This window comes from Bacteroidota bacterium (assembly GCA_016718825.1).
Taxonomy (GTDB): domain Bacteria; phylum Bacteroidota; class Bacteroidia; order J057; family JADKCL01; genus JADKCL01.
In genome coordinates this window covers 1-24,588 of record JADKCL010000034.1, presented here as the reverse complement: position 1 = coordinate 24,588, position 24,588 = coordinate 1, and the positions used below count along the sequence as shown (strand labels likewise).

Genomic DNA, 24,588 nt, shown 5'->3' with positions numbered 1-24,588 from the left:
TCTGTGTTGGGCTATTGTTCATCTTCCAGGTTTTCCAATGCGAGTTGGGCTTTGCGGTACCGTACGCGCATGTCCAAAATCCAGATCGACAGGCAGATCAGCCCAAGTACGGCTATCCAAAAGATCCCGAATTGTGCCGAACTGAGCCCTTTGAGTGCGGTTTGGTCGGAACCGGTATTGGGATGTTGACCGCCCATGGCCTTCGGAATGGCATAAAACAGCGGGTAAATGGAGGCCGCCGCAAAAATGTTGTAAACGCCCGCAATTTTTGCCCTTTGGCCCGGCTCGTCAAACGACGTGCGCAAGACCATATAACCAGCATAGATCAATACGCAGATCATGGCGCTCGTTTGCTTGGGGTCCCAAGGCCACCAAGCTTGCGGATCCCAATCGCTTTTGTCGCCGCCCCAAGTCACACGCGACCACAGAATACCCGTCAACAGGCCCAGAAGGCCGAAAAGGAGCATTAGCTTGGCGGATTCATGCGCCAGGATGTCCCATTTTAGATTCTGTTTTCTGAGGAAGAGAATGCTGTAGACCACCGAGGTATACCCCATGAGCATTCCAGCAAACCAGAGTGGCACGTGGAAGAAAAAATTCCGCGCCGTCTGCTCATTCATCGGATTTTGATAGGGGACTTTTGCACTCAATCCACCGTAGATGGCGTAAAACATGCAAGCTACTGTGGTGATTCCCAGTAGTATCCTTGCAATCGATTTTGAGTTCCAATCCATCTTCTAATCCCTCCAAAGAAACGGAAACAAAATAACAGAGATGGCGGCGATTATCACAACAAACGTCACCGAAAAGATGATTTCGCTCATGGATGCGCCAATGGGCAAGCCTTGAATGGCCTTGCCCGAGGCGGTGATGCCGACAAGCATCTCTGGAACGAGGATCGGGAAGCTGAGCACAGCCAGCAAAGTTGCCTGATTTTGTGCCTTGGAGGCAATGGCCGACACCAAGGTCAGATTCGCTGCAAATGCCAAACTGCCGATGACAACGATCAATCCATATTGCAGCGGATCGGCGATCTTGCCGGTTCCACTCAGCAGCAGGAAGAAAACCAAGGTCACCAAGGCAATTCCCGTCAGCAGCAGGCAATTGTAAATGATTTTGGCGACAATGATGGCCCGCGCTCCGGCAAGGTTGTAGAGGTACAGCAATTGCCCGGTACGCTCACCCATGAAGCTTTTTGCGACGGCATTCACCGAGACAAACAGCAAAATGATCCAGAAAACGACGTTCCAGGCTTGAGCCGGAAGGTTGCGTTGCAGGCCGATCGAAACCACAAAAACCATGCTCAACGAGTAGAGCAACATGCCGTTGAGGGCATATTTCTGCTTCCATTCGAGCAGCATTTCCTTTTTAATCAGGGCGATCGTTTCCCTCGCAAAACTCATTCGACATTGGTCAGCGATTGCCGACCGGGTGCAAATGTAGGTCGGGAGCCTGCGAATGAAAAAAGAATTTTGTTGCACCCTGCAGAATCCGTCCAATTGGGCATTTGGCCCGCATTCGAATCGGAATTCACCTTGGCACTGACCCAAGGTCTTCGGATTTGCCCACTTTTTGCCTTGTGATTCAAAAAGCGGTTACAAAACCGCTTCGATGACTATCTTCGACCTAGAATCAAAAATTTCAGAGATGGCAAAGGGCACGACACAAGCGACGGTATCACGCGAGGTAGAGGAGGCGAATGCAGCATTCAAGAAAAGGGTCATCCGAACTTGGTTGATCATCGGCTCGATGGTTTTGGCTATTGGGGCAATGATTGGGTTTATTGTTGCATTTCCACGCCTTTTCCATGACCAACGCTTTGTGGCGATGGATTTGGTCGAAACCGAAGGGAAATTGGTTGTGGTAAGTCTTTGGGTAGAGGAATATTCCTCCGAAGACGATGGGACGAGCCTGGAGGGCTATGAGTTGCGCAGCCATGATCCGCAATCGGGGAAGGAGCTGTCCAAAACTTATATGGACAATGATTTGGACTTTTTGCCGAGCAATCCGAGCCTGTATTTGGGGCTCGATGGCGATGTTTGGGTGGTGCAGGCACTCGACAATACCCAAGCTTCGAGCTTTTTGAAGCGTTTTACATTGTCTGCAGACGGCAAATTTGATTCGGTCAGCTTGAAACCCTTGGAAGGTTATGTGCCGATCTCCGGGTTTAGAGGTTCGAAACTATCCCTGCGGAACAAATTCAATGAATATGCCTGTTTTGATGCTGCAACGGAGAAATTGGAGGAGGGAAATTGTCCCTGGGGGAATGAAGATCCGATTTCCGGCTCGTTTTTCCTTGTTTCCAAAGCATCAGGTTCGGCGCGGACCAAGTTATGGCATTTGAAAACCGATTCGGCAGCACCCGAAGCAGGAATCTCCGTAGGATTTGTGGAAGGTGATCGCCCGCTCGATGGGGTGCATGTGCTCAATGACCTCGCTTCCAATCGGTATCAGGTTACCGAGGAGCGGCTTGCTTATTACCAATCGACCTCCAATCCCGCAACCTTTCACTTCAAATGCCTCACACCCGAGGACTATCTGGTCGATGCCAAATTGGTCTCGCAAGACAGCTCGCGGGCCATGTTGCAGTTGCCAACCGATGACCCCAAGGTGTTTGAACTCCGGTCAATGAAAGCAAATGGGCAAAAATCGTGGAATTTGAAGCTCAATTTCGCTGACAATCCCTATGGTGGAATGCAGGTGACCACCCGTGGCGATCAGACCATCTTGTTGGATCCCCAGACATTCATCGTGGCGGTCAGTGAAAAGACAGGCCAAATCGTATGGGAATTCAAGCCGGAGGATTGAACACCCTAGACAGCCCCGAATTACTCCCCGACTTCTTTGCGGTACTGACTCGGCGTGACCCCGACATGCTTCTTGAAGATCATGTTGAAGGCAGATTTACTGTTGAATCCGGCATCGTGCGCGATGGCGAGGATGTTGTAATGGGCAAACTTCGGATCCAACAAACGGAGCTTGACTTCTTCGATGCGGTATTCGTTGATGAGGGTGTAGAAATTCTTTTGCAGCAACTCGTTGATGGTCTGCGTCAAGTGGTGCGGGGGAATGCCGAGGTCTTGCGCCACATCCTGCAAGGTCAAGTCGCGATGCAAGTAGGGTTGCCCGTTTCCTAGGTAGGCCGTGAGTTGCTCCAGGTACCGTTCGGCATTTTCCTTGGTGAGGCTACTATGGGCGTAGCGTTCGGTTTGGTCCACCTCGGCCGTTGTCGTCGGTTGCGCTCCGTTGACTTCCGCCATCTCATCTACAAAACGTTCGTCGGGCTTGCGGGAGAAAATGGCCGGCTGCTGAATGCCAAAAAACGTAAAGGCAAAGGCGAAAAGGGCAAATCCAAGGAAAAGGAATACGCCGGGGTGAATGGTGATTTCGCCCGTAAAAACATTGACAACTGCCGAAAAGAAGGTCAGCAACAGCATCACGGTGAACCCGATCGTGACCATGCGCAGCCAACCCAAGCTGATGCGATCTGATTCGTAGGAAAAGTACTCCATCAAGTTGTCGCGGTGCCTACGTAACAGCCCCACCGTCAGTGGGATATAAACAGCCACCGAAACCAAGCAGGCCAAGGCGTACGTAATGCGGTTCCAATGAAATGCCTTGCCGATCAGCATGTCTTCGTCCACATTGGCCTCGTTGGTGATCGCCGAAACGCTAAACACGATAAACGGAAGCAAGTGCAGGCCGTCCAGGAACTCCAGTTTGGGTTTGGGCTGCGTCAGTGCGCGTACATAAAGAAACAAAAAGGGTCCTAGGGCAAAAAAGAAGGGAAACAACTGCAACTGCGCCCATATCGAATCCGGCATTTTGGTTTTCAGCAGGGAGAGCACCATGAAAATGGTCATCAACCCAAACCAACACGCCAAGACGTAGTCGCTCATTTGCCGCTTGGATTTTGTGACGGCAAGCAAACCTGCAAAGACAAATTGCGCTATGCTGATATGGAGAATGGCATCCACCCTGACCGAACTGACTTTAATTGCAACGCGTTTGAAGGGGGCAATCTTACCTATTTTGAGCGCGTGGTGCAACCGACCAAGCCACTGTCCAAGTACAATCCGCATGGAATGGACGTATAAGTCGCGAATTTTTTGATTTTCGGAGGGTTTTTTCCCCTGATCACCCTCCAAACGAGTTGGACGTCCAACCCCTGATTTAGTTGTACAGCATCGTTGGGGAGGTCGATTTCCGGAAGCAATCCGCTCAGTTTTGGGTCATGATCAAAGTACAGTCTTCATCCCCAGCCTTGCTTCCTCCTCCGATGCTCTCCAAGCGTTTCCCGATACTTGGCCATGCCTTGGAATTTGCCAAAGATCGCGGCACCCTGCTCAAACGCGGATATGCCGAACTCGGCAACATTTTTTCCATCAAGCTTGCCAACAAGGCAGCTGTGATCTTGGTCGGCCCGGAATTCGCGACCTTGTTTTTCAAGGAAACAGACAAGGCGTTAGACATGTCCAAGCCTTATCAATTCCTGAAGCCAATCTTGGGCAACGTCGCCTTCGTGGCGAGCCACGAGACCTACTTGAATCAGCGCCCTGTCTTATATGAGCCCTTCCAACGCGAAAAGATGGTGCGCTACCTCGAGATCATGGACGAAACCGTTCGCCGATGGGTCGCAACCCTGCCCGATGAAGGCCGATTTGAACTCGTCGACACGATGAACAACCTCGTGCAGGAAGTTGCCGGTCGCGCCATCGTCGGCGACGACTTCATGGAAAAGGCCGGGAAGGACTTCTGGGCCAACTACAACGTGGTCGGCAAAGCCTTGGACCCGATCATTCCTTCCAATTGGCCGCTGCCCAAGTTCATTCGCAGAGACCGCGCCCGCAAACGCATGGCCGCAACGCTTCAACCCATTCTCGACGAGCGCCGTGCCCATCCCGACCGCCATCAGGATTTTTTGCAGGACTTCATCAATACTCCGAAGGCCGACGGCACCGCCGCCTCTGACGAAGAATTGCTGGGTCTGATCATTTCGCTGCTGTTTGCAGGGCATGAAACCACGGCCGGCCAAGCCTCTTGGACCCTCATCCACCTGCTGCAAAACCCCGATTACCTCGCCAAGGTTCAATCCGAACTCCAAACGCATTTCCCGCATGGTGCACACATCAATTCCCGCACCATGGCCTCCCTCAAACAGCTCAAATGGGCGATTGACGAGACCTCGCGCATGCGTCCGACCGCTGACATCATGATCAGGGTCGCCGACGAAGACATGGAAGTCGGCGGATTCTGTATTCCCAAAGGAGCCCCGGTCTTCATTACTGCCGAAGTCTCCCATTTCCTTCCCGATGTCTTCCCTGAACCCGAAAAATACAATCCTGAGCGATTTTCTTCCGAGCAATGCACCCACAAGGACCACAAAAATGCCATCATCGGCTTTGGCGGCGGGGTGCACAAATGCCCGGGGATGAACTTCGCCTTGAATGAGATTTTGACCATTTCGGCGCTGTTGTTGCAGGCGTTTGACCTGACCTTGGAAACGCCTGATCCGCAGTTGCGCCGCGACCTGGGTGCAAACCGTCCGACAGAAACCTGGGTTTCCTATCGGCGCAAGCCGGTGACCGAGGCTGTGCCCGAGGAGGTCATGCAAGCCGCCGTCGCAGCGGGCTGTCCCCACATGGCCAAGGCGATGGCTGCCCGCGCATTGGCGCAGGTCGAGGCGTGAGTACAGATGGCAAGGCGTGAGCCTCCGCATACGCGCGCGCGCATCGTGATTCTCGCAGTGCTTTTTTTTCCCGAGCGAATGTTCAAGGGAAAGCGAAACTGAATTTGCCCGATGACTACTCCCGTCGATACCTTCGAAGACGTCCCACTGTTGGACAACTTCTACCAGACTTCCAGCTTTTTTCCGATGCCGGTCGTGCTTGTTGGCACTTTGGCTGAAGATGGGCAGACGAATTTGGGGCCCTATTCGCTCTGTTTCCCGCATATCATTTCTGGAAAGCACTCCATGATGCTGATTGCGCGTGGAAACAGCAATACTGCCAACAACATTCGCCGGACTGGTTTGGCGACGCTGAATTTCATCCCCGACGACCGGGACTTCATGGAGAATTGTCTTGTTGGGTTTTCCGGGAGAGTCCACCGCGGAGAAAATGGAACATAGCATTTTTACCTTGGGCCCTTCGCACCGCGTGTCGGATCAGCCGTTGCCACAAATCGTGATGGAAGCCGTGCAGGTCTTCGAATGCACTTGGGACAGCAGCCATCCGCATGAAGTCAACGGATTGGAACACCATTATCTCCTGCGCATCGACAAAATCATCATGCAGGCAGAATGGAAGGAAGCCTTGCAAGAAGGCGGCGAATTTCCCAGGCTGCCCGTCGACTACGGATACCGGGACAGCCTACATTTCTGGTTCACCAAGGGCCGCAAGCCCTATCCCGTCGACGTCCCCAAGGGGCACGGCGTCACCACCGATGCCGTGTTATGGCAAGCCAACCGCATTGATCCCGCAGTGACATGGGAACCTGCAGCCTGCGCCGAATTGGCTGGGGTGCCGCGTGTATTTCTGAAAACCGTGCTTTCGGGCTGCGTGGATGCGGCCAAGGCACAAGGCGTCAGCGTCATCACCCCCGCATTTTTGCACGAGATCCGTGCAAAGCGAAAAGAAGGGAAGGGGCCGTCGTTGCTCGAGAAGATCGCGAAGTTTTTTGGGTTGGGAGGGTAAGCCAATGAATTTGATTTTTCCCCCTCACTCCACCACCTCAAAGCCCAGCCCCGGCAGCTTCAGCACCTCGCCTTCGCCCAAGATCCCTTTCCCGAAGTACATCTTGGCTTCCGACAGCCCCGTCAACTCCGGAAATTGGAACGTTGCAGGCCTTGGAGCAAGATTCGCCACAAGCCAAATCGGCTTGCCGAGGTATTGACGGCGCATCGCCACGACATTTCCTTGCACATAAACCTGCGTGGTGCCGTACAGCACCGCCATGCTGCTTTTACGGATATTCGCCAATTTGCTCACGATGGCCTTCGTTTCGGCCTCCTCTGGACTCAGTCCGCTGAATTTCATGTCCCGGCGGTTGTCGGGATCGCCTGCGCCGACCATGCCGATTTCGTCGCCGTAGTAAATGACCGGCACACCCGGACCCATCAGCAGCCAAGCTTGCAACAATTGCAGGCGTTGGTAGCCTTGCTTGTTTTTGATTTGCACGTCGCGGTTCCATCCCGCTTCCTTGGGGTCTTCGCCGTTCGTGATCGCTTCGCCCGCGTAGGAAATGAAGCGCGGCATGTCGTGGTTGCCCGTGATATTGCCCATCAGCGAATGGCTGCCGTAGGCGGTTTCGCTCGCGGCCATGCTCTCGGGCAGGCGCTGCAGGTTCTTTTCGCCGCCGGAAAAGACACCCTTGAGCGTCCAGTAATAATTGAAGTCAAATTGGCCGTCCAACAAACCCGAACCGACATATTCGCCGATCAGTTCGCGGCTGCCGAAGGTTTCCCCGATTTGATACAGCTGCTTGCCGTTGGGCAGCATGTATTGTTGCTTCATTTTCTGGGTCAACCGTCTCCAAAAATGCGTCGGGATATGTTTGGTGGCATCCTGCCGGAAGCCATCTAAGCCAAAATGTTGCACCCAATACAAGGCAGAATCCGTCTGGAATTCGACGACCTCAGGCTTGGAATAGTCCAAGCTCGGCATGAAGGTATCAAACCAAGTGCCGATGCGGTGGGTGTCCCAAAGGCGCACGTTCAAGACGCTGTCTTTCAGGTACAATTCGGTTTTCCATTCCGGATGGGCTTTGATCATCGGATGCTCCTCGTGCAAATGGTTGGCGACATAGTCGAGGATGACTTTGATGCCGTGCGCATGCGCCGCCTTGACCATGTCGATCAATTCCTGATCCGTCCCGAAGCGGTGATCGACATGCGTGCTCGACACCGGCCAATAGCCGTGGTAGCCTGAAAACCAGCGCCGTGGCTCCGGATATTCTTGGTAGGCACCTTCGGGATTCTGCACAATCGGCGAAATCCAGAGCATCGTCACGCCCAGCGAATCAAAATAACCATCCTCGATTTTTTGTTTCAATCCTGCGATGTCGCCCCCGTGGAAATCTGCCTTGGCATCCACGCGCGGATCGTTGAGCGGGGCGTCGTTGGTGGTGTCGCCGTTGAGGAAGCGGTCGACCATCATAAAATAGATCACATTCTTCTGCTGATCGGACTCCGTCAAGGCGGCAGCGTCGAGGACAGGTTTTCCATTCTCCAGCGGAATCAGCACGTCGTTGGTCCAGAATTGACGATTCGCGGCAAAAACCCTGATGTAGCTGCGTTTCATGGACTTGGCAGCTTCGGGGATTTTCAGGAGGTTGTTGTCCTTCGAATGGTCTTTTGGTTCAAAAATTGAAATACGTTCATTCTCCCAGAATGCAAAAACGTCCTCAATCGGCAACGGATGTACGATGGAATCTGTCACAATGGGCAAAATCGAAATGCCTCCGGCTTGTCCCAATCCGCAGCGCAGGGTGACTTTTTCGACGGTCCGGCCCAGCTTTTCCCCGACGACCAACTCCGAATTGACGCCGCCGATGCCATTGGGGACTTTGACCGGATTGCCCGGGTCGAGCATCCATTTGTCGTCCACGACGATTTGGTATTGGTAGCGGCCGGGATTGAGGCGCAAGGTGACCGACCAATTTTTTCCGTCGAAGGTCATCGGCCCATTCGCGGGGTTCCAGCCATTGATTTCGCCAGCGACTTGGACGGTTTGGTAGGTTTTCCCCCTGGGATCGAATGTGATCGTGACATCCGCCTCCCGCGCCCGCCGAACGAGGATATTGTAAACATGCTTGCCGTAAAAAAGGTCCAAGGTCGACAACCAAGGCAAGCCTTCGCCAGCTTTTTCAACCTTGACGACATTGCGCGCCGAATCGGTCACAAAGGTCAGATTGGCATCCATTGCGATTGAATCCGGCCATTCCCCATTCGGGAAATAGTCCTCCAGGTAAATCACCGTCGAGTCTGCCTGCAATTGAATCGGCGAAAACAGCCCAATGCTTGCCGGAGCCGGCCGTTCGATAGTCGTCGGCGCCGAATGATCATCGGGCGAATTGCAGGAAAAGAGCAGACAGACGCTCAAAATCGCAAAAAGGAGGAGGCGGTGCTTCATGCCCAAAAATTACAAAGGGTTGGGCGGATGGCAAAATGGGGGATGGATCATCCAGAGGGAGCGCAGTCCAATTGTCATTCCGAGGGAGCGCAGCCCAATCGTCATTCCGAGGGAGCGCAGCCCAATCGTCATTCCGAGGGAGCGCAGCGACCGAGGAATCTACGGGCCGGGTAACAAGCCACTGCCGAACAGAGCAACTAAGCGGTCGGTGTTACTTTGCTTGCAGATTCCTCGCTTCGCTTCGGAATGACAAGGGACGCTTCGGAATGACAAAGGGCGGCCAATCATCAATCGTCCATGATCAATCGTCCATTCTCCATTAACTTGCACCGTGCAACACTTCGACATCGCGATCATCGGCGCGGGACCTGCGGGTGCTACCTGTGCGCTTGCGTTGCGCGACGCGGGCTTGCGCGTGGCCTTGATCGACAAGTCGAGCTTCCCGCGCGACAAGGTCTGCGGCGATGCCATTCCGGCGCGTGCGGTACGCGTGCTGCGCGAAATTGCACCCGAGGTTGCGCAGCAATTCGCTGAATTTCCACCCAAAACCACGATCCGCGCCTGCAGCGTCGTGGCGCCGAATGGCCAACAATTCACCTACCATTTTGCCATTCCCGGTTATTGTGCGCGGCGAATCGATTTTGATGCCTTTCTGGTGAATGCGGCCACAGCCAATCCCGAATTGCAGTTTTTCCCCGGCCAAGCCGTCGAAAACATCACCCGGGAAGGTCAGATCTGGCGCATTCAAACCACCGCCCAAGTATTGTCTGCCAAGCTCATCATCGGCTGTGACGGCGCCAATGGCGTCACGTCCAAGCAACTCGGCGCATTCGAATTGGATCCGAACCACCACTGCGCGGCGGTGCGGGCCTATTTTCAAGGCGTGGCCGACTTGCAGCCCGACACGATGGAAATCCATCTGGTCAAGGACGGCTTGCCGGGTTATTTCTGGATTTTCCCGGTCAACGCACACGAATGCAACGTCGGCTTCGGAATGCTCAGCAAGCATATCGCCGAACGCAAAATCGCCCTTCGTCCGGCCTTGACGGAGATCATCAGCAAAACGCCCGCACTTGCAAAACGATTCGAAGGCGCCAAAATGCAAGGAAAAGTGCTGGGGTTTGGCCTTCCGCTCGGTTCGCGGTGGATGACCAACAGCGGCGATGGATTTTTGCTTTGTGGCGATGCCGCTTCCTTGATCGATCCTGCCACCGGCGAAGGCATCGGCAATGCCATGTGGAGCGCCCAAATGGCCGCAAAACATGCCATCAAGGCCTTTCAATCCCAAAATTTCAGCGCCGCAGCACTCAGCGAATATTCCAAGGAACTGCATTCGAAGCTGGCCAAAGAACTCCGGCAAAAGTATTGGGCCCAAAAACTGATTGCCGACCGGCCTTGGTTGCTCAATTGGCTGATCGGTAGGGCAGGAAAAAATGGAATCATCGCTTGGCTGGTTAAAAAGGTGTTTTGATTCCAGAGTTTGCTAATTTTCGATTCAATCCATCGAATTATGCGCAAAAGTTCGTTTGCCTTTTTGTTGTTCCTCTGGCTGATCCTTCCCGACCCTTCGAAGGCACAGCAATGTGATACCCTTCGCTACCGAACCGCCATTTTTCAGGTTCAGAAGTCGGCGGATGTGGTTTATGGCAATGCCCCCGCGATGCCGGCCGTGTACATCAACGAAAATGTGACGATCGCCCAAGACCTGAAAATGGACATTTATCAGCCGGTCGGGGATACGCTTGCACGCCGGCCCTTGATGATGTTTGCCTTCGGCGGCGGATTTTTGATCGGAGCCAAGGAGGATGAAGATGCGCGCGCCTTGTGCGATTCCTTCGCCCGAAAGGGATTTGTGACCGCGAGCATCAACTACCGCCTCGGCATGAACATCTCCGATGCCAATTCGGGAGAAAGAGCGGTTTACCGGGCCGTACAGGATTGGAGCGCGGCCATTCGTTACCTCAAGGAAAAGTCAGACAGCCTGCGCATCGACACCAATTGGGTCTTTGCCGGTGGTGTCAGTGCAGGCAGCATTTCGGCGATGCATTGTCAGTACATGTCGGAAGCCGAGCGCCCAGCCAGCAGTTTCGCCTCCGGATTGCCCTTCCCGGCACCGGATTTGGGTTGCAAGGATTGCAGCGGAAATTCCTACGCCCATTCGAGCAAAGTAAAGGCCCTCATCAATGCTTGGGGAGCCATCGGGGACACTTCCTGGATCGCTTCGAATGAAAATGTACCCATGATTTCCTTCCATGGCGACCTTGATCCTGTCGTGCCGTATGGATATGGCTTCCCCTTCACCGCCCTTTTCACCTTGCCACAGGTTTACGGTTCGTCGTTGATCGCCCCGCGCCTCGACCATTTGGGCATCTACAACGAATTTATTCCCTTCCCCGGCGAAGGCCACAACGTTTGGGGAACGGTCGTTGCCAACAACTTCGTTGGCGGACCGACACAATATTGGGATCCGATTTTGGTGGACATCGAGGAATTTCTCTGGCATTTTCTCAAGCCGGAAACGGGTCCCATCACGGGCATCGGCTATTCCTATCCGAATGCGATTGAGACCTATACTGTCCCTGCGCAACCCGGCTATCATTGGTGCTGGACGGTGAATGGCGGGACGGTCGTTTCTTCGAATCCCAACAGCAACAGCATTGACATTCAATGGCAAACCTTGGGATTGCGCACGATTACGGCGCGAGCGTTCAGTCACTTGGATGCAGCAGGGGATACGAGTTTGCTGCAGGTCGTCGTCGGACCGGCGGGCACCGCTGACGGGTTTGGGTGTGGGCAAGGGTGTGGGATGTCTACCTTTCAGCGGGGGGAGGATTTGCGGGTGAATGCTTTGGGATTGCCTGCGGGGGCGTATGTGCTGACGCTTTGCGACTTGCAGGGACGCGTGTTGGACGAGATCGCCGGGAAATGTGCAGGTGAATTGCAGACGGAAATTTCTGTGAATGGCTTGAGCGGTGGTTTGTACCTCCTCAAGCTGGAAATGAAAGGCCTGCGAATGCGGAAAAAGGTCATGATATTCGCAGAATGAAGCCATTGAAACGCACATTTTTCGAGACCCGCTGGGAGCATCGTAAGCAGCCCCTGCTGTCGAAGCGGCAGTTTTTGTCGCGGCAGCTGCGGTATTTTCTGTATTCGACAACGATTGTCTCAATCTCCTTGCTCATCGGCACATTCGGTTACAGCTACTTTGGCGGACTCACCCTGGTCTGCGGATTTTACAATGCCAGCATGATCTTGACCGGCATGGGTCCTGTCGATCCGATGGCCTCCGATGGCGCGAAGATATTCTCCTCATTTTATGCCCTTTACAGCGGCATTGCCTTCCTCACCACAGCAGCGGTACTCTTGGCGCCGCTGGTGCACCGTATGATGCACGTCTTGCATTTGGACGATGTGGAGATTGGGGATCAGGATTGAGGGGGGCAGGTTTGGGGTTCAGTTTCAAGGTTAAGGTTGGAGGCTACCACTGAATAGTCCGGAGGACTTAAACAACGATAGCCGCGGACGAAGTCCGTGGTTGGTGTGCCCAACGATGTTTCAAGGCCGAAGGTCTTGAATTTAAGCGAACGATTGAACGAGGAGGACAAGTTCAAGGCCTTCGGCCTTGTGAATCGAACCGTATTTTCAACCATGGACTTCGTCCACGGCTACTATTGTTTAGGCCCTCCGGGCCAAATACCAAGGGAATTTCAAACCTCGTACCAAGCCTAGTTTAATGGCATTGTTTTAGGAATGCTGAATAAGCCATTTCTTTGATTCTTCGAAGGCCTCGGCATTGGAATATGTTTTTCCCGTGGCGATAGATGCACGACTTGCTTCGACCCTTGATTTCTGTTCATCTGTCAGGTTTTCCCACCAATCTCCGCCTTCATTTCGCTTGGCATCTTCCAAAAGACTTTGGTAAAAACGGAAGAGTAGATCCTCGTTTTCATTGAATGCCATCAGCACTTGTATTTTTGATTTCAATTCTTTGGTGGACATACAATTGCATGCTAAAAATGAATACCAAGCACGAAAATCCTTGCCTCTAGTTCAAAAATAAGCAAAACGCCCCTGAAATTCAAGCCCACAACACCGTACTTTTTCCGAAAACCATGTTCAGGGCTCAGCGAAGGTTGCAGCTCAAACTACCTTCTTCCGTGGTCCATTTACCTTCAAAAACGCCAAAACCTCCTCCGGCGTATCGGCCAAATGCAGCAAGTCATGGTAGGCTTGCCCGAATGACAATTGCCTTACCAACGGATAAATCATCGTCTCAATCTCATACCGTTGGCTGCCCAAAAACACCATCGGACTGTAATAATTGAAGGTGCAATAATGATTTTGGGTCGCCTCCATAAAAATCTCCTGCGTGGTACCCGCGCTCCCAGGCGCAAAGACAACCCCGTGCAAACTCACCGCCAACAAAGTATCCTCCCGAATGCTGTTGCTGAAGTACTTGGCAATCGCCGTCGCAAACAAATTGCTCGGTTCGTGGCCGTAAAACCAGGTCGGAATCGCCAGGCTTGCCATTCCATCCGGATAATGCGCCAAAACCTCCTTTGCGGCTTCAAAATAGCCTTGGTCCCTGTAATGCGGTGCGCGCCCGAGGATCGCCAACGCCTTTCCGAGGTCTTCCATCGGCCGACCAGCCATCCAAGCCCCGAGATTGGCAGCTTCCATGATGCCCGGTCCGCCGCCTGAGACAATGAAAAAGCCCGCTTCCGTGAGCAGTTTGGCTGTTTTCGCGACTTTTAAATAACATTCGTCGGTGCGTTTCGTGCCATGGCCGCCCATCATCCCGATGCATTTTTTCTCCGTCATGCCCTCCGCATCAAACCGCATCAGACTGCGCAAGGCTTCGTCAATCGCATGGTCATGAATCCGTTGGCTCAGCGCCTCGTTGATGCTCGGATTGTAGCGGCAGGCTGCAAAATGACGGTAGATCGCAAGGTCGAGGCTGTTGTCAAATTCGGGTGAATACCCCTCCATCAACTCCTGCCAGGTATAAAGCTCCCGACGGTAGGGATTGTAAGGCAAATCAGGATGCCGCGGATAGATGAAGGCTCCTTTTTCGCGAAGAATCAATTCGTCAGACGACTTCAATTCGCAACCCAAAAAGGTGGTATGGTCAATCCGAATCTGCATCCAATCGATGGCATTCTCCCGAAAGTCCAAATCCTGCAAGGTGCAATACGCCAAACTCGTTCCCTGCGCCAAAAACGCCTGCAAGGACTTGATGCTCGTAATGAAATGATCGGTACTCGGGCGGAATTTTACCATGGCTGCAAAATAGCTCAAAGCCTTATATTTGAGAAAAGTTTCCTGCATGCGCATAGATCGACTTGGACTGAAGAATTTCCGTTGTTTCGATGAATTCGAGATCGTTTTCAATCCCGAATTCAACATGCATGTCCTGGTGGCAGAGAACATGGCTGGGAAGTCGGCGATCTTTCAGGCAATCCGCATCGGCTTGTCGTCGTTTGTGGCGGCAATCAATGGTCTTGATTTGTCCATTGAAAGGGAAGATCACCGGATTGTCGGGATAAATCCGATCGCTGACATTGCCCAAATCTGTGAACTTGCAATGGAGGCCACCACGCGATCCATTGAGAATCAGGAAATTGCTTTGGTTTGGAAACGCTGGCATTCGACTTCCGGGAATTCTGCCGGCAATGAAAATCTTGAAAGCTTGGATCGGCTCGCCGCGGAAATGTACAAGTCGGTCACCGAGCACAACGTGGGACGCCTGCCGATGATCGCCTATTTCGGAACGGAATACGTCCATGTTGCCTTGACGGATACCAGCAGTTTTGGGGAGGATTTTCAGGCATTGCTCGGCTATGATGGCTGTTTGAGCGGAAAATCCATCGAACCCTTCCTGCTCAATTGGTTTGAAAGGATGGCAAGCCGTGCGCAGGAAAGCCAAACCTCCGAAATAGCCAAGTCGATGTTTGGTCAAATTCCCCAAGCCGCTTTGGGAGTTTTCCGAAACGTCTTGGGCCTCTTGCTTCCGAGTTTGCATTCTTTTGAGTGGATCACAGCGAGTTCCACCAAAAAGGGCAACGCAAGGGTTTTGGCATTTCGGTTTGAAGATGGAACCATCCGCCTCTTCGACCAACTCAGCGACGGCTACCAATACCTCTGCCTGATGGCCGCCGAGTTAAGCATGCGTGCCGTTTTGCTCAACAAACATCTGGGCCCCACTGCCAATTTGGAAGTTCCAGGCGTGGTCTTGATCGACGAATTTGGCATTCACTTGCATCCCGAGTTGCAAGCCGCAACCTTGAAACGGTTGTCGGAGGCCTTCCCCAAGGTACAGTTTATCGTGAGTACCCATTCGCCAATGCTGCTGAAGGACCTCGACGCCGAACAGGTGTATATTCTGGAGGCAGACGAACAAGGAAAACGATCCATCAGGCATCCCAAGGAAGACCTCTTTTGGGTCGGAGCCGAAGGCATTTTGCGCGACGTGTTTGGGACACAATCCACCTTTGGCGAAGTCGCAATCGCGGCGGTCAAGGAACATGCAACATTGAGCAGGAAGGCGGCATCCTCCGAATTGAATCCGGAGGAAGAACAGCGGTTTGCCTTTCTCACGCAGAAACTCGGCGCTTTGTCTTACGATGACAGTCTCACAGACCCGCTTTACCAGCGGTTTTTGGACATGGTTGCTGAACGTCAGACTTTTCGCAGCCTCGTTGCAGAATCCTCACCCTCCGACGATGAAATGAAGGAAATGGTGGACCGGCTTCTGGCAGAAATGAACAATTCCTCCTCCAGCATCCTGCCATGATTTACATTCGATTTCCGCATCCGGATTTGGCAAACCACGTCGATTTGGCGCGATTCCTTGCCAAAGTACAACACAGTGACGGTGATTGGACTTCATTGTTTGATTGGCTAGAAGCGCATCAGTACGTGGGCACCAATGGTCTGGGTGGAGGCAAATGTTGGTATTCCGAGCAGCCCATCGGGGGCAAAGGCGATCGGGAGGTCGAGCACTTCAGGCCCAAGATGAAACTCAGTTCACTGACCACCACGCACCGCAATGACCTCCGAAAAAAGGGGATTCTTGCAGCAATCGAGCCATTTTTGGAGGAGGCCGGCGAAGGTTACCCTTGGTTGAGATTCAAAGCCAGCAATTACCGATTGTCTTCTGCCTCGGTCAACATGCAGGGCTCCAAAGGTTCGATTTTCCCGGTATTGAAGGGCGCGCAAAGAATTCAAGACCCCTCCGAAGACTACCTTGCCGAATTCGCCATCCTCCTTGACCCGTCCGTCATCGAAGATGTAGAGAGCCTCGCCATCAACCCCATTGGAGAAATTACACCGGCCTTTGCCGAAAGGCCCAACCCTGCCGCCGATTTTGTGACGCAATGGAATTCCAACGGAATGCGGTGGTTGCGTGCCGAAGTTTCTATAGTGGTCTTTGATTTGAACAATTCCTCGTGGATCAAATCCCGGAAAGACATCTATGACAAAGTGACAAGAGATGCATTGGATTTGCGCAGTGCGATCGCCAGTGGCAACGAAGCCCTATTGCGCAAATGCAAGGAATTGCTGCTCGAGCGCACGCGCAAGGACGCACCTTTTGCTGGCGCAGGCCGGTCCGCATTGCAGGATCAAATTCGGGCACTTGCAGCATCCAATGCCCTTCCAGACAAACTTGCCCAAACCGTATTGAAAGAAATTCAAGCGACAATTCGTCGCGCTGAGTATCCCTGACAGCGATACCACCTGCGGTACGGTCCACCCCCAAACAAAACAGCCCCGCCAATGGCAGGGCCGTTTTTCAATAACGCTACGCTCTCTGAATCATCCATCGTTTATCCAACCCCTCCAACTTTCCGCAGACTTCGAACTTACCTTCTGGGCCTGTGCAAAGTGATTTCGCGGGTATCCCCGTTGCGGAGGGTGATCGTGCCTTTGTCGTCGCAGCTGCCGTCGCCAAAGTCGAGGGTGCGTTCGCCACGGCGACCTTCGGCGGTGGTGACTTCAACGCCGCTCACGATCCACTGACAGTCGCCACGCTTGACCAAAGGCGTTGTAATCGTGCTTGTAAAGGTATTGCCGCGGTGGCAAACGCCCGTCGCAGTGCCCGTGATTTCATGGACATCGTCTTCCAGATTGTCTTCGGTTTCCAATCCGGCCGTCATCGTACGGACCCGGTTGGCAGACCAAGTGGCTTCGGTGCTGTCGCTTGCCTTGACGCGGGTGCCATTGACCACCACCGTCCAGTACATCTGATTGCTGCTGTTCAAGCCTTGATTCGTGACCGTGCGGGTAAAGGCAATGCTGTTGCCGTCCACCGTCAGGTTCTCGGTATGCGTGACGCGGACCGAACCGGCTTCAAAATAGGGTGCACTGACATCGACGGTGATCTGACCGGAGACTTCGCGACCATGGCGGTCGATGCAGCCTGTGCCGTAGTCAATCGTGCAAGTGTTGGGGAAGGTGCTGCGGTCTGCGGACCAAGTCACCGTTGGGCACCCTGTGACGGCCGTCGAAGGAGACATCCGGTAAGCGGCTTCGTCTTCGATTTGTTCGATCATGCCACCTGCATCCGACGATGTTTGGCTTGCCGAGATTTGGGTATCATCGCTTTCGACGGAGTCCTTTTGGCAGGACGTCACGAAAAGAAGCATCAATGTGGCGAGGGCTGCGAATTTCAAAATGTGCTTTTTCATACCAGTTCTAGTTTTTTCTAGGTGAATATCTTGAAGTCAAACATCAGAACCTTGGGTGGCCACCGTATGTGTTCTTGGGTAACGTCTTTTCAAATTGTCCTTCTTTGTGGATTTTGGAGGATAGACGGGAAGGATAGACGAAGGTTTAACGGGCCTCGAAAATTTTTCCGGATTTTTCTTAAAAACGGGCGAATGGACTAAATTCGGGCAGAAATAAATTCGAAGAAATGAAACTGACTCAAGTACGCGTGTTGCTCACCACTTTTGCCTTGGCCGGAATGCTCGTTTGGACATCAGGCTGCGGTGGTGGCACCCAAGACGGCGACAAAACCAAGGATTCGATCGATACCCCGCAGGTGGTCAAAGTCGAACCGCAGAATTTCCCCGTCAACAACTTGCCAGACAGCATTTTCGGAAAGAAGGTCACCCAAACCGTCGAGAAAGGCCTGAAGTTGAGCACAACAAACCTCTCCTCCGCCTCAGGAACGCTGCCCGATTGGTTGGATCAAATCCTGAGCCGTGAGAGCATTGTCCTCTTCGCGAATGGAATTTTGGCCACGATGCCCGATGAAGTCGAATTCGTCCAAAGTGGCAGCACCTTGTACGATGGCCCCGACGGATGGAAAGCCTTCGTCGTGAACTTCGGCACCCGTCCCAGCAACGCCGGCATGATCGTCTACGGCGCCTATTTGAACGAAGACCAAAGCTACTGGGCCTCCCAAAGCGACAAAGGCAAATTGGCCATGACCCTCAGAACCGTGAAGGCGGTAGACAAAGGCGCAGAACTCTGGGGCGAATGGACCCAAGGTGCAAAACCCGTCCCCTTCCACGCCATCCTGACCAAAAGCGCTACTACGATTGCGCAATAAGGCTTTTGAAGCGGCGGCCAATGATGAAGCGGCGGCCTCCGGCCGCACGCTGATCCTGCAGCAAGCCTCCGGCTTGCGAACCTGAGAACCACCGATATGACGAGGGGATGAAGCAATCCACCTAAGCACCAATGGTCATTCTCGGCAACATCCCCTCCGTTTGCCACCCTCCACGGAGCAAATTCCCCCGACCTTCGGGCAAGATGCATCCCGAAAGTCCACTTACTCCAGCCACCAGTGCCGTATTCCTTCACGGCTCCAACGCTCTCGTTTTCCTTTTGACAGTTGCGACGGCCATTAAAGGCTCAATTCTATACTATTATCGTGGCTATCAACACGATCTCATCTTTTTTGACTTCGAATTGAAAACCGGCATTTACCGTTCCGACGCCGACCTTTTAGGATTTTGCTTCGACGATTGGGTGATCCCGATGATGATTTTTCTAGCCTACCCGATGCTTGCCACCGTCTTCATCCACCTCCCCAGATTGCTCCGAATTGAAAGCGATGGCCGCGAATTGCTATTCTGGACGCACGCCGTGTTCGTTTCCTTCTGTTTTATGTTCCTGATTTCCATTTCCTGAGCACCCAGCAACTGAATTATTCCGGTTTTCTTACTTGTTGAATCCCAATTGGCAACAACCAAATTTTCCATCAACCTCACCGCGTTTCCAAAAATTCCCTATTTTCCATCCCGAGCACTGCGGCTTGCCAATGCTGCTTATTTTGATTTTGAACCCGTCCAAGTACCCCCAATGCCGCAGGTCAGATTCACACCCAATCTCAAACGCTTCTTCCCGGATCTTGCACCGGCAAATGTTGAGGCTGATTCGGTGGCCGAGTTGATGGAAGCCATTGAGGAGCTGCATCCTGGAATCAAATCCTACCTCGTTGACGACCAAGGTGCCTTGCGTGAGCACGTCAATGTCTACGTCCGTGGCGAATTGATTTGGGACCGAACGCATTTGGCAGATGCCATCAGTCCGCAAGACGAAGTTTACATCCTGCAAGCCCTTTCCGGTGGTTAACCTCTCTCGATCGATATGAAAAAAAACACCCTCCTGATTGGTACGCGACGTGGTCTCATTGTGTACCGCCGCGTTGGAAATTCCTGGGAATTTGAAAGCGAGCACCACCTTGGCGTCCCCGTCAGTTACGCGATGGCCGATCCGCGCACGGGCAAATGGTGGGCCTGCCTCGACCATGGGCATTGGGGCTGCAAACTCCATTTCACTGCAGACCGTGGCAAGAGTTGGGTCGAGGTACCGGCTCCACAATACCCGGAGGGTGCCGAAATCGACGACGACAAACCCGCAGCACTCAAATACATCTGGGTGCTCACCCCGGGATTGGATTCCCAACCTGGCAGATTGTATGCAGGAACCGAACCCGGCGGCCTTTTTCATTCCGATGACGATGGCTTGACATGGGAACTCAATGAAGGGCTTTGGAACCATCCGACCCGGAAAAAGGGCTGGTTTGGAGGCGGCCGCACCTATGCAGCGATTCATTCGATCCTCGTGAATCCGGCGGATGAAAACCATGTCCATATCAGCATTTCTTGTGCGGGAACTTTTGAAACCCTTGACGGCGGCCAAACTTGGCAACCGCGCAACAAAGGCCTGAGTGCCGATTTTTTGCCCGATCCGACCATTGAAGTAGGGCAGGATCCGCATTTGGTCGCCGCCCATCCCGGGCAGTTTGAAGTCATGTGGCAGCAAAACCATTGTGGGATCTACCGCACCACCGACGGTGCTGCAACTTGGGAAAACATCTCTCAAAAAGACGGCCCGGCAAACTTCGGATTTGGAATCATTGCCGACGAAAAGAACCTCGACGAGGCCTGGGTTGTACCTGCGATCAGCGATGTGATGCGTGTGACGATTGACCGGGCCCTTTGCGTCTGCCATACCACCGATGGCGGCAAAACTTGGTCCCAACAACGCAAAGGCCTTCCCCAAGCGCATTCTTACGACTTGGTCTACCGCCACGCCATGGACATCACCGCCGATACCTTGGCCTTTGGCAGCACCACCGGCAACGTATTTTACTCGGAAGATCGCGGCGAAAACTGGAGCGTCCTCAGCAACTACCTTTCCGATGTGTATTCCCTTAGATTCGCAGAATAATCTCTGGACGAATGGCTTTTGAAGTAACCCCCGCACAGCGCGCCGCCCTTGAGGCCGCCTGTGAAACCCTGATCCCGGCATTGCAAGCCCCCGAAGGAGGCGACAAAGCTTATTGGGCAGCAACGCCGGCAGATTTTAACGTGCCGCAACAGATTCTGGACCTGATGGAAGCCCAAAGTCCCGCCGAACAGCAGGAATTCAGGCAGTTGCTGGGTTTGTTGGATTCCAAAATTGCCGGGCTGTGGTTTGGCGGGAGCTGGGCAAAATTCAGGGAAATGCCCTTGGAACGCAGGGGGGGGAATATCAAGAAATGGAAGAAGTCAGCCGATCAAAGATCTGCCGTGATGTTCGAATGAAAGGTGATCAAACCCATCCAAATGAAAGGTGATCAAACCCATCCAATGGAACATTTCAGCCGATCAAAGATCTGCCATGAAGATCGAATGAAAGTTGATCAAACACATCAAATCCAGTAGGGCAGCCGATCAAAGATCTGCCGTGGTGAAGTGATGAACAGTGATACAAATGGACACAATTCCGAAAATTCTGCAAATCCCGTAAATTCTGATTCAGACCCTGCTTCCAATTCAACACCAACCCTGATTCTGCCAAATTCCGTAAATTCTGCTCAAGAAAAAGTCCCGCCACCTTGCGGTAACGGGACCCAGCCGCCAGCCAAGCGGCAAAAAACCAATTCTTCAGCGCTTAAAACAAACGCTCAATTCGCATGGCATTGCCCGAACCCATCAGCGTATTGGTACCGCCGATTTGTCGGTAGAACTCAATGCCGAGCCCGACGACCAGGCTCACGTCCACAGGCACGACCGGCGAGTTCGCGATCGTCGCAGTCAGCTGAATGCTCGTCGGCACAAGCAGGCCGCGCAGAGGCAATACCGCCGTTTGGTCCGATGCCTTCAATCCATTCAGCGCGGCATTGACAGGTTGATAAGGAATCGTGCCGCCCACAAACTGGTAGTCTGCAAGAAGGCCGGCAACAAGGTAGACGCGAAAATGCGTTGCGCCTTGCGGTTTCGCCAAGTCAAGACGCGTGTCAAACACAGGCACATCCAACTGCACCATATTGCGGTCCACATTCGGCAGCAGATCATAGTCTGCCTTGAACCTTCCCGCAAATGGCTCTTCCCGGTTCAGGTCGAAATCGTAGGCCATAGCTGCATTGGCTGCAATTTCGACCGAACGTTCCCCGCCGATGCCACTGCTTTGAGACACAATCCTGCGCATCAAGCCTTGCATTCGCGAAGTCAAATAGCGCTCACCAAATCCCGTAGCTTGGTTTCCAAGGCACTTGCGCAATGCACTCGCGGCCAAAGCTGCGCCAGTGAATTCCGACATGTTTTCACGCGTCGGGGCAAATGCCTCCTCCGTCATGATTCGATCCTTGGTCACAACATCCGACAAATGGGCGCGGCCCTTGCCTTGGTCGATGACCATGCGGACGTTACCGTACTGTCCGCTCAAATGGACAACTCCAAATTGCTTTCCCATATGAAAATTGTTTATGGGTAAAGTAAAACACCAATACGCACAGAGCAATTCCGCTCGAATCACACAAGGCGACTGGCAAAAAACTTGGTTTTTTATGCCCCACATCACGCCGACATGGAGCGGCTAACGGCTGTTACAAGAGGGAGTGCAAGTTCTGAAGCCAGCAATGATTTACATGTCTTACTCCTTTCCTAATTAAACCACAATATCGTCAATTTTTCTTCGTGCCTTAGTGGCTAAAATCACCTTGGTGTCTTGGTGCCTTAGTGGCAAAAAGTTCTTCGTGCCTTAGTGGCCAGAGTTCAGAACAGCAACAGTTTATTTCTTCAAATTCATTCTTTGCAAATCTATACGCCAAGAATTCAATTATGGTACATCAAAACGAAAATATTTTTTAATTTTTTTTCACCTCAATTTTCCCGCAATAACACACCTCTCCTGATCGGCCTATGCCACTGTATATCAACCCATTTTGACCATAATAAATATTCTCCTTTGCACCGTAAAACGGCGCAATGATTGTGGTCAAAACATTGCCTTTTGATAGGTCATTTTGCTCATGGGCAAACTAGGTTTGACCCGTCACTCCAGATACATAACACCCGAAGCGGAAGAACGCACCACCCTCAGTATTTCGGGTGGCAGCCAGTTGTTAGCAAGAGTATTACAGCATGATGTTTCCGGACCCGCCTGGCAGACTCCGGGCAACATGTTTCAATAATACAACATCTCAAAACCCCGCGCAGCAAGAATGGACGAACGGGCACTCTGGAAGGACGAAGTGGCACATCTATTTATCCAACGGGCACGTTGGGCTCTGCCCAACTCCTCCTCACGCACACTCGAACTCACACTGAAACCGGCTCATTTTCGTCCTTTCACACCGTATGCCCTTGCGCGCACCCCTTTTGGACGAACGGTACCAATTCTGGACGAACGGGCATCCTGCCGGATGAACGGGCAAGCATTCAAATCTCCACGATCCAAACGCTTGGTTTTGAACCCATGTTCCTTCTGAAACCACGGATGCGCCGTTACCTGCTCTTTCTATCGCCTCACCCCCAGCCCGCTCTCCACGACTTTTCCTAGCGGAAAAATCGCGGAGAGGGGAGCTAATTTGGCGCAGCCAAACCCCTCCTCACGCGCGCTCGAACGCACACTGAATTCACGCCCTTGCCCGGTACCCATACCGTATGCGGACGAACGGTACCAACTCCGGACGAATGGGCATCCTGACGGATAAACGGGCATTCCAAAAAATGCATCCAAGGTTCGCTGGGAACGGGCCGTCTATCGGTACCGCGTTCCGCGAAGCGGAAGCTGGACGGTGGCAGTCTCCGGTTAACGAAGCCCACCACAAACCTCGCGCCCCGAGGTGGCCGCCTGTTTGACTCCAAATAATCAAAAACCCATTATTCCCTTCGCGCCTCACACTTGATCGCTCCAAGGACAATCAGGATAAATGGGGTAACATAGCTCTTTATGAGCATTGTTGCTTTGAGATATCAATCTAAGGTTTTGGACCACATTTAACTACCTTTCAGATTGTCAACTCCTCATCCCTCAGGGTAAGCAATCCAGAAGCATTTTCAGCCACCACCTTGAACCGATGATAGATCGGGTTCCCATCATCGTCCTCCTTCAGAAGGAAGGCCGTCTCCTGGTAGAACGGAAGGCCGAAATTTCCTTGTGGAGGATAGATCAGATCCATCGGATCATTGGACTTGATCTCGAAGATTTTGTTCCAATTCCCCTTGGTGTTCATCTTGTACAGGTAATACTTCGCATTCCATGCCGTCATATTCCAGGTCAGCGTAACGTATTGGAACCTTGCTGGGCTGCTCAAGGTGTTTGCCACGGAGTGCGTGATGGATGGCGCCGGGGGATTCACCGTATCGATCATGCTTGAAAGAACCAGGTTGGATGGCTGCGAGGGAATCCACTCAGGGGCACCTTGCTCATTCTTCACCTCACGCAACGCCACCACGCGGTAATACAGGGTCTCTGAATACGGCGGGAAGGCCAGATCAGAGAAGGTATCCAATGCCGAATTCCCGATGGCAGACTCAATGGCTTCCTGCATGGTACGGACATGCTGAGCCTTGGAAAAATCGGTTGCCCGATAAACCCGAAACTTTGTAATGCCTGCGGTTTCGGGATACTGGTTGATTTCCACCCGCACACCGCCAGCCGCACCGGTTCCAGGATTGGGAAGCTGTGTGACCAATTTCAAGATTTCAGGGCGTTCAGGCGGGCGGGTATTGAT

Annotated in this window: 23 protein-coding genes; 14 read left to right on the top strand and 9 right to left on the bottom strand. The window is 52.8% G+C overall.

Translation table 11 applies throughout. The features are described 5' to 3' along the window. Positions 1-11 precede the first annotated feature (11 nt). Both ccsA and IPN95_24730 read right to left on the bottom strand, forming a co-directional pair. Positions 12-734 carry a cytochrome c biogenesis protein CcsA gene (ccsA, locus tag IPN95_24735; GenBank protein MBK9452575.1) on the bottom strand — a complete coding sequence of 241 codons (723 nt, stop codon included), beginning with the start codon at positions 732-734 and terminating at the stop codon, positions 12-14. Positions 735-737: 3 nt separating this feature from the next. Next, a complete protein-coding gene (locus IPN95_24730; GenBank protein ID MBK9452574.1) occupies positions 738-1,403 on the bottom strand; it encodes a heme exporter protein CcmB in 666 nt (221 codons plus the stop codon). 244 nt (positions 1,404-1,647) lie between these two features. Between IPN95_24730 and IPN95_24725 the strand changes: the two genes are divergently transcribed. After that, the gene (locus tag IPN95_24725) at positions 1,648-2,808 is read left to right on the top strand and encodes a hypothetical protein (GenBank protein MBK9452573.1); all 1,161 of its coding nucleotides are present in this window, start codon (positions 1,648-1,650) and stop codon (positions 2,806-2,808) included. Between the two features lie 20 nt (positions 2,809-2,828). Here IPN95_24725 and IPN95_24720 read toward each other — a convergent pair whose 3' ends face one another. Beyond that, positions 2,829-4,082 (bottom strand): helix-turn-helix transcriptional regulator, encoded by a 1,254-nt coding sequence (locus IPN95_24720; GenBank protein MBK9452572.1) that lies wholly within the window; start codon positions 4,080-4,082, stop codon positions 2,829-2,831. 152 nt (positions 4,083-4,234) lie between these two features. Between IPN95_24720 and IPN95_24715 the strand changes: the two genes are divergently transcribed. From IPN95_24715 to IPN95_24705, 3 genes are all read left to right on the top strand, one after another. Continuing rightward, complete coding sequence (locus tag IPN95_24715) at positions 4,235-5,689, top strand: cytochrome P450 (protein ID MBK9452571.1); 1,455 nt, start codon at positions 4,235-4,237, stop codon at positions 5,687-5,689. Between the two features lie 111 nt (positions 5,690-5,800). Beyond that, on the top strand, positions 5,801-6,130 hold the full coding sequence (locus IPN95_24710; GenBank protein ID MBK9452570.1) for a hypothetical protein: 330 nt from the start codon (positions 5,801-5,803) through the stop codon (positions 6,128-6,130). Then, entirely contained in the window at positions 6,120-6,695 is a 576-nt protein-coding gene (locus IPN95_24705; GenBank protein ID MBK9452569.1) for a hypothetical protein, read from the top strand. The genes IPN95_24710 and IPN95_24705 overlap by 11 nt, the downstream gene beginning before the upstream one ends. A 24-nt stretch (positions 6,696-6,719) precedes the next feature. On the opposite strand, the gene IPN95_24700 is transcribed toward IPN95_24705, so the two are convergent. Beyond that, positions 6,720-9,131 carry an alpha-amylase gene (locus IPN95_24700; GenBank protein ID MBK9452568.1) on the bottom strand — a complete coding sequence of 804 codons (2,412 nt, stop codon included), beginning with the start codon at positions 9,129-9,131 and terminating at the stop codon, positions 6,720-6,722. 331 nt (positions 9,132-9,462) lie between these two features. Here IPN95_24700 and IPN95_24695 point away from each other — a divergent pair, with 331 nt between their 5' ends. The 3 genes from IPN95_24695 to IPN95_24685 are packed head-to-tail and all read left to right on the top strand — an operon-like array spanning position 9,463 to position 12,566. Then, complete coding sequence (locus tag IPN95_24695) at positions 9,463-10,602, top strand: NAD(P)/FAD-dependent oxidoreductase (protein MBK9452567.1); 1,140 nt, start codon at positions 9,463-9,465, stop codon at positions 10,600-10,602. 39 nt (positions 10,603-10,641) lie between these two features. Then, positions 10,642-12,177 (top strand): alpha/beta hydrolase, encoded by a 1,536-nt coding sequence (locus tag IPN95_24690; GenBank protein ID MBK9452566.1) that lies wholly within the window; start codon positions 10,642-10,644, stop codon positions 12,175-12,177. Continuing rightward, positions 12,174-12,566: a hypothetical protein gene (locus IPN95_24685; GenBank protein ID MBK9452565.1), complete on the top strand. Its 393-nt coding sequence runs from the start codon at positions 12,174-12,176 to the stop codon at positions 12,564-12,566. The genes IPN95_24690 and IPN95_24685 overlap by 4 nt, the downstream gene beginning before the upstream one ends. Before the next feature lie 309 nt (positions 12,567-12,875). On the opposite strand, the gene IPN95_24680 is transcribed toward IPN95_24685, so the two are convergent. Beyond that, positions 12,876-13,091: a hypothetical protein gene (locus IPN95_24680; protein ID MBK9452564.1), complete on the bottom strand. Its 216-nt coding sequence runs from the start codon at positions 13,089-13,091 to the stop codon at positions 12,876-12,878. 180 nt (positions 13,092-13,271) lie between these two features. Then, positions 13,272-14,411 (bottom strand): hypothetical protein, encoded by a 1,140-nt coding sequence (locus tag IPN95_24675; protein MBK9452563.1) that lies wholly within the window; start codon positions 14,409-14,411, stop codon positions 13,272-13,274. A gap of 46 nt (positions 14,412-14,457) precedes the next feature. Between IPN95_24675 and IPN95_24670 the strand changes: the two genes are divergently transcribed. Together IPN95_24670 and IPN95_24665 are read left to right on the top strand one after the other, a co-directional pair. Continuing rightward, the gene (locus IPN95_24670; GenBank protein ID MBK9452562.1) at positions 14,458-15,924 is read left to right on the top strand and encodes an AAA family ATPase; all 1,467 of its coding nucleotides are present in this window, start codon (positions 14,458-14,460) and stop codon (positions 15,922-15,924) included. Further along, positions 15,921-16,856: a hypothetical protein gene (locus IPN95_24665; GenBank protein ID MBK9452561.1), complete on the top strand. Its 936-nt coding sequence runs from the start codon at positions 15,921-15,923 to the stop codon at positions 16,854-16,856. The genes IPN95_24670 and IPN95_24665 overlap by 4 nt, the downstream gene beginning before the upstream one ends. 137 nt (positions 16,857-16,993) lie before the next feature. On the opposite strand, the gene IPN95_24660 is transcribed toward IPN95_24665, so the two are convergent. Beyond that, on the bottom strand, positions 16,994-17,818 hold the full coding sequence (locus IPN95_24660) for a hypothetical protein (GenBank protein ID MBK9452560.1): 825 nt from the start codon (positions 17,816-17,818) through the stop codon (positions 16,994-16,996). 227 nt (positions 17,819-18,045) lie between these two features. Here IPN95_24660 and IPN95_24655 point away from each other — a divergent pair, with 227 nt between their 5' ends. The 5 genes from IPN95_24655 (at position 18,046) to IPN95_24635 (ending at position 21,172) form a co-directional block, all read left to right on the top strand. Continuing rightward, the gene (locus tag IPN95_24655; GenBank protein ID MBK9452559.1) at positions 18,046-18,687 is read left to right on the top strand and encodes a hypothetical protein; all 642 of its coding nucleotides are present in this window, start codon (positions 18,046-18,048) and stop codon (positions 18,685-18,687) included. Positions 18,688-18,818: 131 nt separating this feature from the next. Beyond that, entirely contained in the window at positions 18,819-19,271 is a 453-nt protein-coding gene (locus IPN95_24650; GenBank protein MBK9452558.1) for a hypothetical protein, read from the top strand. A 171-nt stretch (positions 19,272-19,442) separates the two neighbouring features. Continuing rightward, positions 19,443-19,715: a MoaD/ThiS family protein gene (locus tag IPN95_24645; GenBank protein MBK9452557.1), complete on the top strand. Its 273-nt coding sequence runs from the start codon at positions 19,443-19,445 to the stop codon at positions 19,713-19,715. Positions 19,716-19,730: 15 nt separating this feature from the next. Next, positions 19,731-20,816: a glycosyl hydrolase gene (locus IPN95_24640; protein MBK9452556.1), complete on the top strand. Its 1,086-nt coding sequence runs from the start codon at positions 19,731-19,733 to the stop codon at positions 20,814-20,816. Between the two features lie 11 nt (positions 20,817-20,827). Further along, a complete protein-coding gene (locus IPN95_24635; GenBank protein MBK9452555.1) occupies positions 20,828-21,172 on the top strand; it encodes a hypothetical protein in 345 nt (114 codons plus the stop codon). 349 nt (positions 21,173-21,521) lie between these two features. Here IPN95_24635 and IPN95_24630 read toward each other — a convergent pair whose 3' ends face one another. Beyond that, entirely contained in the window at positions 21,522-22,322 is an 801-nt protein-coding gene (locus IPN95_24630; protein ID MBK9452554.1) for a hypothetical protein, read from the bottom strand. Positions 22,323-23,862: 1,540 nt separating this feature from the next. Continuing rightward, the gene (locus IPN95_24625) at positions 23,863-24,555 is read right to left on the bottom strand and encodes a hypothetical protein (protein MBK9452553.1); all 693 of its coding nucleotides are present in this window, start codon (positions 24,553-24,555) and stop codon (positions 23,863-23,865) included. Positions 24,556-24,588 lie beyond the last annotated feature (33 nt).

Coding starts and splice junctions, on each gene's coding strand:
- IPN95_24720 (MBK9452572.1), bottom strand. CDS start 4,082: ATGCGGATTGTACTTGGACAGTGGCTTGGTCGGTTGCACCACGCGCTC.
- IPN95_24660 (MBK9452560.1), bottom strand. CDS start 17,818: ATGAAAAAGCACATTTTGAAATTCGCAGCCCTCGCCACATTGATGCTT.
- IPN95_24670 (MBK9452562.1), top strand. CDS start 14,458: ATGCGCATAGATCGACTTGGACTGAAGAATTTCCGTTGTTTCGATGAA.
- IPN95_24710 (MBK9452570.1), top strand. CDS start 5,801: ATGACTACTCCCGTCGATACCTTCGAAGACGTCCCACTGTTGGACAAC.
- IPN95_24715 (MBK9452571.1), top strand. CDS start 4,235: ATGATCAAAGTACAGTCTTCATCCCCAGCCTTGCTTCCTCCTCCGATG.
- ccsA (MBK9452575.1), bottom strand. CDS start 734: ATGGATTGGAACTCAAAATCGATTGCAAGGATACTACTGGGAATCACC.
- IPN95_24725 (MBK9452573.1), top strand. CDS start 1,648: ATGGCAAAGGGCACGACACAAGCGACGGTATCACGCGAGGTAGAGGAG.
- IPN95_24635 (MBK9452555.1), top strand. CDS start 20,828: ATGGCTTTTGAAGTAACCCCCGCACAGCGCGCCGCCCTTGAGGCCGCC.
- IPN95_24690 (MBK9452566.1), top strand. CDS start 10,642: ATGCGCAAAAGTTCGTTTGCCTTTTTGTTGTTCCTCTGGCTGATCCTT.
- IPN95_24665 (MBK9452561.1), top strand. CDS start 15,921: ATGATTTACATTCGATTTCCGCATCCGGATTTGGCAAACCACGTCGAT.
- IPN95_24655 (MBK9452559.1), top strand. CDS start 18,046: ATGAAACTGACTCAAGTACGCGTGTTGCTCACCACTTTTGCCTTGGCC.
- IPN95_24675 (MBK9452563.1), bottom strand. CDS start 14,411: ATGGTAAAATTCCGCCCGAGTACCGATCATTTCATTACGAGCATCAAG.
- IPN95_24705 (MBK9452569.1), top strand. CDS start 6,120: ATGGAACATAGCATTTTTACCTTGGGCCCTTCGCACCGCGTGTCGGAT.
- IPN95_24630 (MBK9452554.1), bottom strand. CDS start 22,322: ATGGGAAAGCAATTTGGAGTTGTCCATTTGAGCGGACAGTACGGTAAC.
- IPN95_24700 (MBK9452568.1), bottom strand. CDS start 9,131: ATGAAGCACCGCCTCCTCCTTTTTGCGATTTTGAGCGTCTGTCTGCTC.
- IPN95_24645 (MBK9452557.1), top strand. CDS start 19,443: ATGCCGCAGGTCAGATTCACACCCAATCTCAAACGCTTCTTCCCGGAT.
- IPN95_24680 (MBK9452564.1), bottom strand. CDS start 13,091: ATGGCATTCAATGAAAACGAGGATCTACTCTTCCGTTTTTACCAAAGT.
- IPN95_24650 (MBK9452558.1), top strand. CDS start 18,819: ATGGTCATTCTCGGCAACATCCCCTCCGTTTGCCACCCTCCACGGAGC.
- IPN95_24640 (MBK9452556.1), top strand. CDS start 19,731: ATGAAAAAAAACACCCTCCTGATTGGTACGCGACGTGGTCTCATTGTG.
- IPN95_24685 (MBK9452565.1), top strand. CDS start 12,174: ATGAAGCCATTGAAACGCACATTTTTCGAGACCCGCTGGGAGCATCGT.
- IPN95_24730 (MBK9452574.1), bottom strand. CDS start 1,403: ATGAGTTTTGCGAGGGAAACGATCGCCCTGATTAAAAAGGAAATGCTG.